General features: G+C 61.7%; 13 protein-coding genes. 5 read left to right on the top strand and 8 right to left on the bottom strand.

The window, feature by feature from the left end; genetic code table 11:
• The first annotated feature begins 14 nt into the window (after nt 1-14).
• Together AC1RZR_RS12015 and AC1RZR_RS12010 are read left to right on the top strand one after the other, a co-directional pair.
• On the top strand, nt 15-1,037 hold the full coding sequence (locus AC1RZR_RS12015) for an amidohydrolase family protein (protein WP_477269913.1): 1,023 nt from the start codon (nt 15-17) through the stop codon (nt 1,035-1,037).
• 65 nt (nt 1,038-1,102) lie between these two features.
• Entirely contained in the window at nt 1,103-1,774 is a 672-nt protein-coding gene (locus AC1RZR_RS12010) for a 4-carboxy-4-hydroxy-2-oxoadipate aldolase/oxaloacetate decarboxylase (protein ID WP_477269911.1), read from the top strand.
• A 265-nt stretch (nt 1,775-2,039) separates the two neighbouring features.
• Here the strand turns inward: AC1RZR_RS12010 and AC1RZR_RS12005 are convergent, their stop codons facing one another.
• Entirely contained in the window at nt 2,040-3,506 is a 1,467-nt protein-coding gene (locus tag AC1RZR_RS12005) for an MFS transporter (RefSeq protein ID WP_477269909.1), read from the bottom strand.
• Nucleotides 3,507-3,597: 91 nt separating this feature from the next.
• Between AC1RZR_RS12005 and AC1RZR_RS12000 the strand changes: the two genes are divergently transcribed.
• On the top strand, nt 3,598-4,119 hold the full coding sequence (locus AC1RZR_RS12000; protein WP_477269907.1) for a MarR family winged helix-turn-helix transcriptional regulator: 522 nt from the start codon (nt 3,598-3,600) through the stop codon (nt 4,117-4,119).
• A 21-nt stretch (nt 4,120-4,140) separates the two neighbouring features.
• On the opposite strand, the gene AC1RZR_RS11995 is transcribed toward AC1RZR_RS12000, so the two are convergent.
• The 5 genes from AC1RZR_RS11995 to AC1RZR_RS11975 all read right to left on the bottom strand — a co-directional run bounded on the left by AC1RZR_RS11995 (nt 4,141) and on the right by AC1RZR_RS11975 (nt 8,523).
• Nucleotides 4,141-4,527, bottom strand: coding sequence for a RidA family protein (locus tag AC1RZR_RS11995; protein WP_477269905.1), 387 nt, complete (start codon nt 4,525-4,527; stop codon nt 4,141-4,143).
• Nucleotides 4,528-4,629: 102 nt separating this feature from the next.
• The gene (locus AC1RZR_RS11990; protein WP_477269903.1) at nt 4,630-5,946 is read right to left on the bottom strand and encodes an MFS transporter; all 1,317 of its coding nucleotides are present in this window, start codon (nt 5,944-5,946) and stop codon (nt 4,630-4,632) included.
• A 37-nt stretch (nt 5,947-5,983) separates the two neighbouring features.
• Nucleotides 5,984-6,772: an SDR family oxidoreductase gene (locus tag AC1RZR_RS11985; RefSeq protein ID WP_481828563.1), complete on the bottom strand. Its 789-nt coding sequence runs from the start codon at nt 6,770-6,772 to the stop codon at nt 5,984-5,986.
• Nucleotide 6,773: 1 nt separating this feature from the next.
• Entirely contained in the window at nt 6,774-7,760 is a 987-nt protein-coding gene (locus tag AC1RZR_RS11980; RefSeq protein WP_481828562.1) for a D-2-hydroxyacid dehydrogenase family protein, read from the bottom strand.
• Between the two features lie 16 nt (nt 7,761-7,776).
• Nucleotides 7,777-8,523: an RraA family protein gene (locus AC1RZR_RS11975; protein WP_481828561.1), complete on the bottom strand. Its 747-nt coding sequence runs from the start codon at nt 8,521-8,523 to the stop codon at nt 7,777-7,779.
• 158 nt (nt 8,524-8,681) lie between these two features.
• On the opposite strand from AC1RZR_RS11975, the gene AC1RZR_RS11970 reads away from it, so the two are divergent.
• Nucleotides 8,682-9,629: a LysR family transcriptional regulator gene (locus AC1RZR_RS11970; protein ID WP_481828560.1), complete on the top strand. Its 948-nt coding sequence runs from the start codon at nt 8,682-8,684 to the stop codon at nt 9,627-9,629.
• Nucleotides 9,630-9,705: 76 nt separating this feature from the next.
• Here the strand turns inward: AC1RZR_RS11970 and AC1RZR_RS11965 are convergent, their stop codons facing one another.
• Together AC1RZR_RS11965 and eglC are read right to left on the bottom strand one after the other, a co-directional pair.
• Complete coding sequence (locus tag AC1RZR_RS11965) at nt 9,706-10,749, bottom strand: MBL fold metallo-hydrolase (protein WP_477269893.1); 1,044 nt, start codon at nt 10,747-10,749, stop codon at nt 9,706-9,708.
• 302 nt (nt 10,750-11,051) lie between these two features.
• Nucleotides 11,052-12,443, bottom strand: a complete 1,392-nt coding sequence (gene eglC / locus AC1RZR_RS11960) for an endo-1,3-1,4-beta-glycanase EglC (protein WP_477269891.1) — start codon at nt 12,441-12,443, stop codon at nt 11,052-11,054.
• Between the two features lie 399 nt (nt 12,444-12,842).
• Between eglC and AC1RZR_RS11955 the strand changes: the two genes are divergently transcribed.
• Nucleotides 12,843-13,481: a response regulator transcription factor gene (locus AC1RZR_RS11955; protein WP_477269889.1), complete on the top strand. Its 639-nt coding sequence runs from the start codon at nt 12,843-12,845 to the stop codon at nt 13,479-13,481.
• The last annotated feature ends 393 nt before the right edge of the window (nt 13,482-13,874 follow it).

The following is a 13,874-nucleotide window of genomic DNA, read 5'->3' as shown; positions in this document are numbered from 1 at the left end:
CGAAGAGAAACGAAATGATCATCGACTGCCACGGCCACTACACGAGCGAACCGGCGGCGCATCATGCCTATCGCAAGACGCAGGTCGAGTTCATCGAGGGCAGTCGCGACGCCAGACCCGCCTATCCCGGTATCGCCGACGACATACTCAGGGCGACGATCGAGCAGAACCAACTGCGCCTGCAGCGCGAGCGAGGCTCGGACCTGACCATCCTGTCCCCGCGGGCTTCGGGCATGGGCCATCATATCGGCAGCGCCGACACCAATGCCGAATGGGCGCGCATCTCCAACGACTTGATCGCACGCATCGTCGACATGTTCCCAGCCAACTTCGCCGGCGCATGCCAGCTGCCGCAATCGATGAGCGGCGATCTGAAGCCGGTCCTTGCCGAGTTAGAGCGCTGCGTCGCCGAACTCGGCTTCGTCGGCTGCAACCTCAATCCCGATCCGTCTGGTGGCTTCTGGTCGGCGCCGCCGATCCACGACCGCTACTGGTACCCGCTCTTCGAAAAGCTGGTCGAGCTGCAGGTACCGGCCATGATCCATGTCTCCGGCTCCTGCAGCGCATGCCTGCATACGACCGGCGCGCATTACATCAACGCGGACACCGCCGTGTTCATGCAGCTGATCCAGGGCGACCTGTTCAGCGCGTTTCCCGACCTCAAGCTGATCATTCCGCACGGCGGTGGCGCCGCGCCCTATCACTGGGGACGCTATCGCGGCCTGGCGATGATGCTGGACAGGCCTGCACTGAGCGAGCACCTGATGCGCAACGTCTTCTTCGACAGCTGCGTCTACCACAAGGCAGGCATCGACACGCTGTTCCGCGTCGTTGGTCCGGCCAACATCCTGTTCGGGTCCGAATTGCTCGGAGCGGTCAAGGCCATCGACCCCGAGACCGGCTTCGACTTCGACGACACGCGGCGCTACATCGACGCACTTTCGCTTGGCGATGCCGAGCGGCGGGCCGTGTTCGAAGGCAATGCTCGAAAAGTGTATCCGAGGCTTGATGCGAGGCTGAAGGCGCAAGGGCGCTAGGCCACCCAATGAGCACCCTTCAGGCGCGGGCCAGACGCCACGCCTCGTTTTCCCGGAGAACAACTATGGCCAGAGTCGTCACGAAGACTGAGCGCACGCCGATCGAGACCTGCGAGGCTCTTGGCCAGCTTGGCGTGGCAACGGTTCACGAAGCGCAGGGACGGACGGGCCTGCTCGCCACGCGCCTGCGGCCCATCTTTGATGGCGCCAGGGTTGGCGGCAACGCGCTGACTTGCGAAGTCGCACCGGGCGACAACTGGATGATCCATGTCGCGCTGGAACAGGCGCGGCCAGGAGACGTCCTTGTCGTCACCCCGACCTCGCCCTGTGAGGACGGCTATTTCGGCGACCTGCTGGCCGAGTCGGCCAAGGCGCAAGGCATCAGGGGCCTGATCATCGACGCGGGCGTGCGCGATGTCTCGACGCTGCGCTCCATGGCCTTTCCGGTCTGGTCGAAGGCAATCAGTGCGCAGGGGACCGTCAAGGAGACGCTCGGCAACGTCCAGGTGCCGATCGTCTGCGGCGGGGCCCACATCCGGCCAGGCGACGTGATCGTGGCCGACGACGACGGCGTGTGCGTGGTGCCGCGCGAAGCCGCTGCAAAGGTCCTCGAAATCGCCCGCAAGCGCGAGGCGATGGAAGAAGAAAAGCGAGGTCTTTACGCCGCGGGCAAACTAAGCCTCGATGTCAACGACATGCGCGATCGCCTGCGGCGCAAAGGCCTCGTCTACGAATAGGCAACCGCATTGCCGGTTCCGCGGCCCGCGGGGAGAACTTGATCCCGGCGGGCACGCTCGACCCCGGCTGTTTCAGGACGCCTGAGGCCTCGCGCATTGCTGTGCAAGGCCACGGCTAGCGGCCGCGGGAATGGCATCGCAAACCATGCAAACTGCCCACATGCGCGCGGCGAATTGCCACCTCAGCTTGGGCGGGCGGCATGTGGCGCCAAGGAATTGTGCTGCTTGCTGGCGATGAATCCGCTGAGTTTGGCGCATCGGGAGGTCACATTTCCACCGGATGGGCGCTGGGCTGGTGCTTGGTGAAGCGCGGCAGCAGCCCGGTGCACAGCACCAGCACCAGGATGATTGCGAGTTGGATACCAATGACGGTGCCGAAGGCCCGCGCAATGCCTCTCGGCTCCACCGCCAGATAGAGCGTGCCGAGCGTTGCGACCCCCAGTGCCAGACCGGACTGCTGCAGCGTGATGAGAACGCCGCTGCCAACGCCCGCGAGGTGAGCCGGAACATCGGCGAGCACGGCGCGGAACAATCCTGAAAACAGCATCGACTGTCCGGCGCCGATCAAGACCAGCGGCGGGGCCAATTCGATCAGGCTCACATCCGGCCAGCTGGACACGGTTATGGCGACCAGCAAGGCCAGCCCCAGCGCCTGCGTGATGCCGCCCGCGGCAAGTGCGCCGCGGCCAAAGCGGTTGATCATGTGCGGACTGACCACTGAGCCGATGAAGAACATGACCGCCATCGGCAGGATGGCGAGGCCGCTTTCGAGCGGGTTGGCGCCGAGGCCGTTCTGGACGGTAAGCGCGAAGACGAACATGAAGGCGCCGAAGCCGACGCTGAACAGCGTGATCATGGCCAGCCCCCTCGACATCGAGGGTAGCTTGAGCAGCGATGGCGGCAGCAAAGGCACCTCGCCGCGCGCCTCGGCAGCCCGTTCGACGATCACGGTGGCGATGGCCAGCACCAAAGCGGCGGCCAGCATCGCCCGGGTCCATGCCGGCCAGCCGAGCGAATGGCCTTCGGTCAGCGGCAACAGGAGGGTGGTCAGCGTCGCGGCAAACAGCACGGTGCCGGGCAGGTCGATGCCCGTGGGGTGCGGCGAGCGGTTGGCCGGCACGACAGCCCGCGAGGCGAAAAAGACGATGATGCCAAGCGGGATGTTGACGAGAAAGATCGGCCGCCACGACGTGCCGAACAGATTGGCGCTGACCAACAATCCGCCGGCGAGCTGACCGACAACTGCGGCGATGCCCGAAGTCGCGCCGTAAAGCGCGATGGCCCGGGTCTTGCGCTCGCCTTCCAGGGTCGCCTGGAAGGTCGCCAGCACCTGCGGCACCAGCATCGCCGCCGTTGCGCCCTGGACCAGCCGGGCAGCGATCAATGCGTCGATGGTCGGCGCCAGGCCGCAGGCAAGCGACGCCAGGATGAAGCCTGCCAGCCCGACCAGAAACAGCGTGTGACGGCCGAACCGATCGCCAAGCCTGCCGCCCAGGACGAGCATGGCGGCATAGGCCACACCATAGACGGAAACCACCAGTTCAAGTGCGGCCGGTGTGGCATTGAGCGAGGTGGCAATCGTCGGCAGTGCCACGTTGACGATGAAGAAGTCGGCGACCGGCAGGAAGGCGCCGGCGAGCAATACATAGACGCCGACCCCGTGCAGCCCGCCGGCGAGCGCCATGGAGCGGGGAGAGTGCCAGGCCACGTTTGGTGAATTGGTGGGCGTCATCCGAGCCTCGATATGGTTATTGGAAGATAGTTATGCAAACATAATCATTATGAGCATATACACATCTGATTGGAAGCTGTAAACTCCGTTCATGGAAATCGATCGCGAAACGTCCACACGCAAAACTCCACCCCCGGCGGTCCGGTGGGCAGATCTAGCCGACCTGATCCTCATCATTGCCCGAGAGATCCAGTTCCAGGGATACCGGGATGAGCGGGCAATATCCCTCACGCAGTCGGAAGGCATGGTCATGCGTCACCTGGTTGCACATGTCTCGGCGACACCCAGCCAGATCGCGGCGGCGACCGGGCTGCAGCGCACCAACGTTTCGACTGTGCTGCGCGACCTCGAAGGCAAGGGTCTTATCGAGCGGCATGTCGATCCGGAAGACCGCCGCGGCGTCAGCGTCCACCGCACGCGGCGAGGAGCCGACAACTACGCGCTGGTGCGCAAGGAATGGGGCTCTGCCGTCTCCGACGCCGCCGGCGGCGACACCAGCAAGCTCGATGATGCGCTCGCGCTTCTCAGGGCCATTGAAGCCGGCCTCACCGCGACGCGGCCGAAAGGCGGCGATGGTCCGGTGCGAGGTTCCGCCCGCCAGCAAAACATCTAGCCCCGTGGCTTTGCGCCGAGATCAAAGAACGTCCTCGATGACTGCAATGAATTCGCATTGCACCAGAGATGGGCTATCTGGCGGCAATGGCCGAACGTGCCGGGCCGGGCGCGACTCCGGATCGGGAAACATCCGCAGCCATTCTTCATTCACGGCATTCCTGTTGCTGCTGTCGCGGAGATAGATCTCCACCTTGACGATGTCCCCCACACTGCCGCCCGCGGCCTCGATGATGGCAAGCATATTGGCAAACACATTGGCTGACTGATCCGCCATCTCGGCCGGCAACTCGTGATTGGTCGGGTTCACGCCGTGAACCGCTCCCGAGAACACCATGTTGCCAATCCGACAGGCATTGGGAACTGGATGCCTGTGGCTCAGTCCCTTGACCGAAATGCTCCTGCGCATGGTTCTGCTGATCCTCCGTGAGATCTGATCCGTGGGATAATTCGCAAACTGCCGGTGCCGGGGCGCTTGGAGTGAGGCTGCACCCGAATGCACCTGGGCCGGCTATTGTCTTGCGCGCAAAACCGAGGCCTCGGCGGGAGGCGAGGAAACGACCGCATCAGGACGCGGCGCAGGCGGCTCATAGCCGGAAGTCAGTTGAATTCCGCGCGTCTCGGGCAGCAAAAGGGTCGCGGCGAAAGCGATGCCGTAGCCCAACAGCGCAACCAGGCCGATCGCCTCCGCCAGGCCGATATATTGCGCCAGTATCCCGATAATGGATACGGCTGCCGCGCCCGCCGCCTTGCCGGAGTTGTAGGCGAAACTCTGGCCGCTGGCGCGAATGGCAGAGGGGAAAAGCTCGGTGAAGAACGGTCCCAACGCCGCATAGTTTCCGATGGTGAAGAAGCCGAACGGCGCACCCAGGACAACGAGCAGCCAGCCGGATAGCGGCAAGAACATGTAAGCGACGGTCACCAGCCAGGAACACACCAGAAAGAGCTGGAATGTCCGCCGCCGCCCGAGATAGTCGGCCAGGTATGCGCTTGCCAGAAATCCGAAAAACGAGCCGCCAGTCACCACGAAAACGTAGTAACCCGTAGTGCCCGGCGACAGTTCGCGCACAGTCTTCAGAAATGTCGGCAGCCAGTTGACGATGGCGCCGCCAACGCCAATCACACCGAATGCAAGCAACGAGGACAGCACGGTTATTCGCAGCGTTTCCGGCTGAAATATCGCCCCCAATCCCGGACGGGTGCCGCTCCTCTCGACAAGCTCGCGCGTTTTGACAAAAACCTCGGGCTCCTCGATCTTGCGGCGCAAATAGAGAACCAGAAGGCCGGGAAGAACGCCGATCATCAACAGCACGCGCCAGCCATACTCCTGGGGCAAGTGCGCCAGAACCACGCCTGCCAGAATGGCGGCCGCGCTCCATCCGATGCCGAATCCGCTCTGGACGGTGCCCACGGCCTTGCCGCGATGTTCGGCGCGAATGATCTCGCCCATGAGGACCGCGCCGGCGGCCCATTCGCCGCCAAAGCCCAGCCCTTGCAGGATGCGCAAGAACATCAGTTGCTGGAAGTCCTGCGCAAAACCGGCAAGGAAGGTGAAGACGCAGAACCACAGGATTGTAAACTGCATGATGCGGGCACGGCCGAAACGGTCAGCGAGATACCCGCAGGCCCATCCTCCGATCGCCGCGGAGAGCAGCGTCGCCGTGGCCAGGTAGCCGGCCTGCGCCGTCGTCATTCCCCAGGCCACAATGAGAATTGGCAATACGAAGCTGAAGAGTTGCGCGTCCATCGCATCCACTGCCCAGCCAGCGAAGCAACCCCAGAAGGTGTTCCGCTCCCGCTCCGTCAACTGCTTGTACCAACTGAACATTTTTTCCTCCCATCGCTTCTTTTGGTTGTCGGGCCGGCTAGACAACCAGTGGAGTGAGACCTCCGTCCATGGTCAGCGAAGCCCCGGTCACATAGGAGGATCTTGCGCTGGCGAGGAAAAGTGCGGCGTCGGCTACTTCTTCCGGCTTGGCGTAGCGCCGTAGCGGAATGCGCTGCTCATTGAGTCGCAGCAATTCCTCCGGCGCCTTGCCGGTCATTTTGGATTCAACTTCAAGCGACATCTGCAGACGCTCGGTCATGGTGGCGGCGGGATTGATGACGTTGACCCTTATGCCGGCGGGTCCCCAGGCGGCCGCCAGTCCCGCCGAGGCGAGCATCAGCGCCGCGTTGGCGGCCCCTCCCGGCAAATGCATGGGCGATGCGATTTTGCCGCCGGTCCCGACTATGTTGACGATCGTGCCGGCGCGCCGTGCCACCATCATCGGCAGGACGTAGTCCATGACGTTCATGTAGGTGAAGAATTTCGCGTCCATCGCAACACGCCATTTGTCTGGCGTCAGTTCGTCGGGTGGAACTCTCCTTGCGCCGCCGGCCGAATTGACCAGGGACGCAATCGGACCCACCTGATCCTCCAGCGCGGCGACCATTTCCTTTGCCGCAAGCCCGTCAGAGAGGTCGGCGGCGAAGGTCGCTGCCGACAGGCCCTCGGCAGCCAGAGCTGCCTTCGCGTTGTCAAGGTTCTCCTGACTGCGTGATACAATCGCCACGCGGGCCCCTTCCCTGCCGAAGGCGCGCGCGCAGGCCAGCCCTATTCCCTTGCTGCCCCCGGTAATCAGGACAACTTTGCCGTCGAGTTCGAGATCCATCTCAGTGATCCTGTTTTGGGCCATGGGCATTGTGGACGTTGATCGGGATTCCCGCCGCGAACGCCACGATCTGATCGAATGCGTTGCCGTAGGCGAACTCGTAATTGTCACGTTCGACGTAGCCGAGATGCGGTGTGCACAGTGCGTTGGGAAGCCTGAGCAAGGCGTCGTCGGGATCGGTAATCGGCTCGCGTTCGAACACGTCGATGGCCGCTTTCCCGGGGCGGCCATTGGTCAGCGCCGCCACCAGGGCCCCTGCTTCAATCAACTCGGCACGGCTGGTGTTCACAAGCAGAGCGGTTGGCTTCATCGAGGCGAGGTCGCCAAACGTGATCAAACCGGTGGTCTCGGCATTCAGCCGCAGGTGCAAACTGAGGACATCCGACAGCCGGAACAGCGTGTCCTTGTCCGGCGCGGTGTTGAATCCCTCGGCTCTGGCACGGGCCAGCGAGCCCTCGCGGCCCCACACCAGCACCTCCATGCCGAAGGCCATGCCGACCCGTGCGACCATCGAGCCCAACCGGCCGAAACCATAGATGCCCAGAACACGACCCCTCAAGCCCAAGCCAATGGTCGTCTGCCAATGGCCTTGCCGCAGCGATGCGCTCTCGAACGGAATGTTGCGCATCGCCGCAAGGATCAACCCCCAGGTAAATTCCACCGTCGAATAGGACGGACGCGATGTGAGAGCAGACGAAACGACGACGCCATGCCGGTCGCAAGCCGCCAGATCGATGTGCGGGATGTGACCGTTCTGGCTGATGAGCTTCAAGTTGGGCAGGCGGCTGAGCAGGCCTTCATCGATCCTGGTGCGCTCACGCATCAGCACGAGGACATCTGCCTCGAACAGACGATTTGCCAGGACGTCGATGTCCTCAACGATATCGGTCCAGATGGTGACGTCATGGCCTTCCAGCTTGGAAAAGCAGTCCAGCGTGCGGACGACGTCCTGGTAGTCGTTGATGATGGCGACGCGGAGCTTCTTCACGGGATGACCTATCGCTCTATGCATTGCCCGGCAGATCCGCAACGGAGGTACCGGCTTCGATCGCTTCGCACTTCGCCTCTTCGAAAGCCGACTTCTTCAGCGCCTTTGCGAGAATTTCGGCGGCCCGGCCGATCGGGATGAAGCAGACACCGGTTTCGTCCGCGACAACAAGATCGCCGGGGGCAACCCGCACCCCGGCGATCTGGATATCGCCATTGATCTCCACGGTCTCGATCCGCCATTTGCCGGTGACAGGCGTGATCTCGGTGGCCCACAGGGGATATCCGACCCGCCGCGAATGTCCGAGGTCGCGAATGCCCCCGGAGACGATCGCACCGGCCTCCCCCTGCCTTTTTCCGGTCTGGGCCGAAATCCCGCCCATGTTCGAAACGCCAGCAACACCGTCGATGACCACCACGTCGCCCGGCAATGCCAGGTTATGAGCTTCGAACTCTGCCATCCGGTTGACGTGCTCGCGCGCCGTCTCGTAGACATGCTCGCGCTGCAGGATGTTGCGCACCGTAAGCGCGGGACCGACAATCGACGTCGAAGGCAGGGTCGGCTTCAGGGTTGATGCGCCAATCGCGCCGGTGATACCGAGCTCATCCATAATATCCGAAATAACGCTTGTTGCATCGCCGATCCGCTTGAACCCGTCGATCAGCCCCTGCGGCGGACGCGGCGTTCGCATCAATCGAATGCGGTCGGGGCTGATCTTGCCGGTAAGTTTCGGCAGCACGTCCGCGAAAGCGAGATCATTCATGGCGTATCCTCTATTTTTGTACGGAGCTTTATCACCGGTTGCGAGGTGCGCGTATTCACTCGCATGTGTTCGGCTGCTCGTTCGAAACAGGATTGCTTGCCGGGTTCAGTGCGTCCAATTTAGAATCAGACACAAGCGTCATTTCCTGGGTGAATAACGTGCGCCTCGATCTGAACCTGATCGCAGTCCTTGAGGCCATCATGCTGGAAAGGAACGTAACGCGAGCGGCCATAAGCCTGTCGATGAGTCAGCCGGCGGTCAGCAATGCCTTGCGCCGCGCCCGCAATCTGACGAAAGATCAGCTCTTTCTCAAGACAGCAACGGGCGTCCAGCCAACGTCACGCATGGTCGCGATGTGGCCCGACCTTCATCACTCGCTTACCGTAATCCGAGCGTCTTTCGCCCCCGACGACTTTGATCCGCGATCAGATGCGACCAGTTTCCGAATTGCGGTCACAGACAGTCTTGCGATGGAAGGTGTCAGCGCAATCACGCTGAAGTTGCAGGCAACATCCCCGCGTGCCCGTGTTTCTTTTGCCATTCATACCCATGAGGGCTCGCTGGAAGGGATCGACCGCGGCACGCTTGACTGCGCCGTTGGCATGTTTGCCTCGCTGCCAAGAGACGTACATGTGCAAAGTCTACGCACCGATCGCTATGTCTGCGTCATGCGCAGCGGGCACGAACTGGCGCAATCGCTGACCCTCGATCAGTTCACCGCTGCGGCGCACGTGCTGGCAACCCCATCCGGTTTGGAACTTGGGCTCGTGGACGGCTGGCTTGGCCTGAAGGGGCGGACAAGGACGATCGTTGCCGTCGTCAATCATTTTGCCGATGCACTGAGGATTGTCTCGCGGAGCGACCTTCTCACCTGTGTCCCGCTTGGCTTCTTCAACGGACCATGGCGCACCATTGCTGCCGAGCATCCGCTGGTGGTGCGCGACCTGCCGTTCGAGACGGAGAAATTGCTGTACAAGCTGATCTGGCACGAACGACTGCAGACGCACCCTGCCCACCAATGGTTTCGATCGCTGGTGGGCGACGTTTGCGGATCGCCATTCGACGGCTCATCGATTGAAGACGCCGCCCCAGCCACGCAACCATAGTCTGTCTTATGGCGCCAGAGCGACGTTCAGCCTGTCCTCTTGCGCGGACAGATGCGCTCCGCGCCGGGGCAAGGGCCTATCCCTGTCCGTAATCCAGCGGCACATAGGTGTAGGCGTTCCCGGCGTCGCGGCGCACGTGGCCCAAGCCGGGAAACGATATGTGCGCACCGCCCACGATATAGCCATTCTCTGCAGCATCTGCGAATGCGAGCTCGTGCACTCGTTCGGCGTCCGATGCGTTCTCATCGTACTGGATTGTGACCGAAGGGGCTTTGAACTGCACAGCGGCGACATGCACGACATCGCCCCACAGCACGATCTTCTGGCCCCTGCTCTCGACCACGTACATGGTGTGTCCCGGGGTGTGCCCATAGGCTGTCTGCGCGCGCATGCCAGGCACGAGGTCGGTGTTGCCTTCGAAAACGGCGAACTTGCCGGCTCGCATGTATGGCGTGATCGATGCCATAGCGGCCTGAAAGAACCGCTTCGCTTCAGCGGGAGCAGCGCGCATGTTTGCCTCGCTTAGCCAATAGTCGGTGTCCCGCTTGTCGGCACGTACAATCGCGTTGGGAAAAGCCCTCTGGCCCTCGGTCATGAGACCGCCAACGTGATCCGCATGCAGATGTGTGAGGTAAAGCTCATCGATCTGCTCCGGCCGATACCCCGACGCGCGCAGATTGCTCAGCAGATGGCCTGTGCTAGGCCCCAACAGTGAGCCTGCCCCAGCGTCGATCAAGACCAGCTTGGCTCCGGTATTCACGAGAAAGGAATTGTGCGAGGTCTCGACGACGTCGCCGAGGTAATTGCGTTTCAGCGCTTCTTTGATCCGAGCCGGGTCGCCCTGCAGTAACTTCGTAGCAGGCAGCATATTGCTGCCGTCGGACAGTGCCGTTACCTCAAAATCGCCGACCGCCAGGCGATAAAACCCGGGTGCCTGGCTTTTCACCATGGGCGCATCTGCGAACACAGGCATCGCAAAACTGCCGGCCAGGCAAAAACAGCCAGCGGCCAGAAAAGCGCGACGGGTAGGATTGACGGCGTCGCTGCTGGTCGGCGGGGGCTGGACAGAGCCTTCTGTGTCGTCGAACAAACGATCAAGCGTTTTTCGGGGGGTAACCATTTTCGGACCTCTGTTTGCGTTCTGTCGGGGCACTACGGATGGACGTAAGTCCTCCTGCCTCGCTCCTCGTGCGCGTACCGTTCCCGAGATGGCCAACTCCGTCCAATTCAGAGTCTGGGGCAGCATCATAACTCCGTTGAATAACGGCTGTCTTGCTGTGCGGGGAAAGGCGGTAGCGCGCTCCCGCCAGGTGTTGCGCCTAAAGCGCGTCACGTTGAAACGGACTCAGGCGACGCGCTTTAGGCTCGTGTTTTATGCATGTCGTTGCCCCAAAAACCGCGGCCACTTTTGGGCGACATGCATTAGATAACCCAATCTTTCAGGGCGTAGGCGTGAATGTAGTCGATCTGCATTTCCGCGGGCGTCGCAAGCCCGTCGGCGGGCGCTCCTGCGATGCCGCCCACTGCCAGATCGACCAGCATATACATCGGCTCGTGCATGTCGGCAGGTGTCGCGGCATGGGCAACTTCGACGTTGTCGAAATACCAGACGAGTTCATCTTCCGTCCACAACACCCCGTACGTATGGAACCCTCCGGTATCCGAGACAAAGGGCGTCGAGGACACCGTTGTATGAGTTCCCGTCTCATTCGTGTGGCTTGTCAGAAGGAGCTTGTTTGGATCCTGGCCGGTCATCTCTATGGCGTCCAGTTCCGGTGGCCAGGAGCCGTCCTCCGGCAGTAGCCAGAAGGCCGGCCATGCGCCTTGTTTTTCGGGCATGTCGGCCCGAATTTCGAAATAGCCGTAGGTCTGTGCGAAGGATTCGTGAGTGGTCAGCAGACCTGACGTGTATTGGTAGTTGTTGATGTAGGGCTTGATAGCCTCAGGGGTTCGGGCGGCGGTAATTGTGAGAACACCGTCCTCGACGCTGAACGGGTTGACGGACTTCGTCGGGGCGTAGCTGGTGTCGATATACCATTGAAGCTCGCCGTTGCCCGTGAGCGAGCTGCCGTTCGCGCCTCCCCACCAGAAGTTCGAGTCCCAGGTGCCGCTCGAGCCATTCCACAGGTTCAGTGTGTTGAACTCGTCCGAGAAGGTGAGTGCCAGATGCGACCTGTCCAAGGCCAGATCGAACTGGCTTGCGGTGAACTGGTCGATTGTCTTGTTGGCGAAGACGAGGAACTCGGTGCCTGATAGATTAAGTCGGACGTTCGCTCCCGACTGGACCATGTGGGTGTGCACCTGCTCGAAGGAGGTGAAGCCATAGCTTCCAACGCGCACTGTATCCTCGGCGCTAAAGTCCAGGATCAGGTCACTGCCGTTGCCGGGGGCCACGACGAAAATGTCTGCCCCCGATCCGCCCTTGAGGACGTCGTCGCCCTTCAGCCCGTCGAGCGTCTGTTGGCCAGAGCCGCCGGTAATGATGTTGTTTAGCTCGTTGCCGAAAGCATACTGTTTGTCGTTCGTGACTGTCAGGTTCTCGAAATGCGCCGGGAGCCTGTAGCTCATCCAGGTCGAGATGGTGTCGACGCCCTCGTTGGCCAGTTCGACCGCCTTGTTCTTCGCGGAATACAGATAGTAAATGTCATCGCCCTTGCCGCCATACATCGTGACGCTGACGCTGCCGTCGCCGTAGAGCGAGTCGTTGTAGATGCTGCCGTAAAGTGCCGGGCCGGAATTCGTCGCCGAGTACCACTTGGTCGAAGACCCGCTGTAGGGGAGTGGAACGCCCTTGGCGTTCAGGACGGTGGCCATGCTGGTCTCTGCTCCTCGGACTCGCCTCGAGCCCTAGCATCTATGGAGGGCACGAGAAGCCAATGCCTTTTTTGGTCTTCGGTTCGTGTTCGGCTTGTGAGAGTTACCAGGAACTTAACACGCAGGCGGTCCGGGCCGCCCCCATTGCCTCGAATGCACCAAGGTTGGGCTGGCAGCACTTTTTTTGGTCACAAGCCGCCGCATCTGTGGGGCGACATGACTTCGCCGTCACCGAACCTGCTGCCCTGCGGGTGCCCGCGCCGGCCGGTCCAAAAGCCTAGCATTGCTATTATAGCCGAATGTATATTAGCACTTTCTTGACAAACTGCCTAAGTTCTGGTTTCCTGATTCAACGGGTGTTTAGACAAGTTCGTTGCGTTTTTTACGGACGGTGTTCGCATGTCGACGCTGGTTGTCGCGGACCCGCGGGGGGTGTATCTCGCCGGTCTGGAGTGGGTTCTGCGGAAGGCTGGCCACGATGTTGTCGCCCAGTGCCGCCGCCCTGTCGACGTTGTCCCTCATGTGGAGCGCCATCGGCCTGATATTGTCATCGTCGGTCTGGACATCGCGGACCCGCAGGCGGCCGGTCTTTCCTCACGGCTGAGGGCCTGCAACAGTGCTCTCGGCATCATCTTCATCGTGCAGCCCAACGGCAGGCTCAACTTCAAGGAAATACAGGGGCTCGACGGCGACGGTCTGCTTTTGGACGGCATCAGCCACCGCTACCTCGTCGAATGCGTGAATGCGGTGGCGGCAGGCAAGAAGTGGATCGACAACAAGATCGTCCAGCAGCTGCTGACGCCAGAACCGCAGCACCAGTCGACATCCAGGCTGACCGGGCGGGAGACCGAGATCGCCGACCTCGTCTCGCGCGGGCTGCGCAACAAGACCATCGCGCAACGGCTGCATGTATCCGAGGGCACCGTGAAGATGCACCTGCATCACGTCTACGAGAAGCTGCACCTCGGCAGCCGGGCAGAACTGGCCTGGGTAGCGCATGGCAAAGGCGCCGAGCGTCCAGGGGCCGGCCTGCTCTGACCAACCGCTTTCCACTGACATCGACGTCGTGCGGCAACAGCACCGAAAGCCGCTGATGGCATCGGCCTATGCCGGCGCGACCGCCCAGCCCCGCGACGCCTGCCTGATCTATCGAAGGATATATATCGTTCGATCAGGTATGGGCATTCACCCCAATACTATCGAACCGGGAATGGACGCGTCTTCTGCGTCGGCGGCACATTGAAGGGATAAAAGGCCGCAATTCAGCGCGCCAGCGGATGCACTCGGGTAGGGGCGTCCGGCGTCTGGGGGTGATCCCTTTTCTTGACGCGTTTTGGACAGGGGAGAATCTCCGTGGCACTCGACATCACAGCTCAAGACATCGTCGTCGACGGTTCGGGCGTGCTGACCTCACCAGACGGTGGGGTATTT

The sequence above is a fragment of the Mesorhizobium bavaricum genome, from assembly GCF_056781655.1.
Note: the sequence above shows the minus strand (reverse complement) of the source record. Positions and strands in the feature narration are given on the sequence as shown.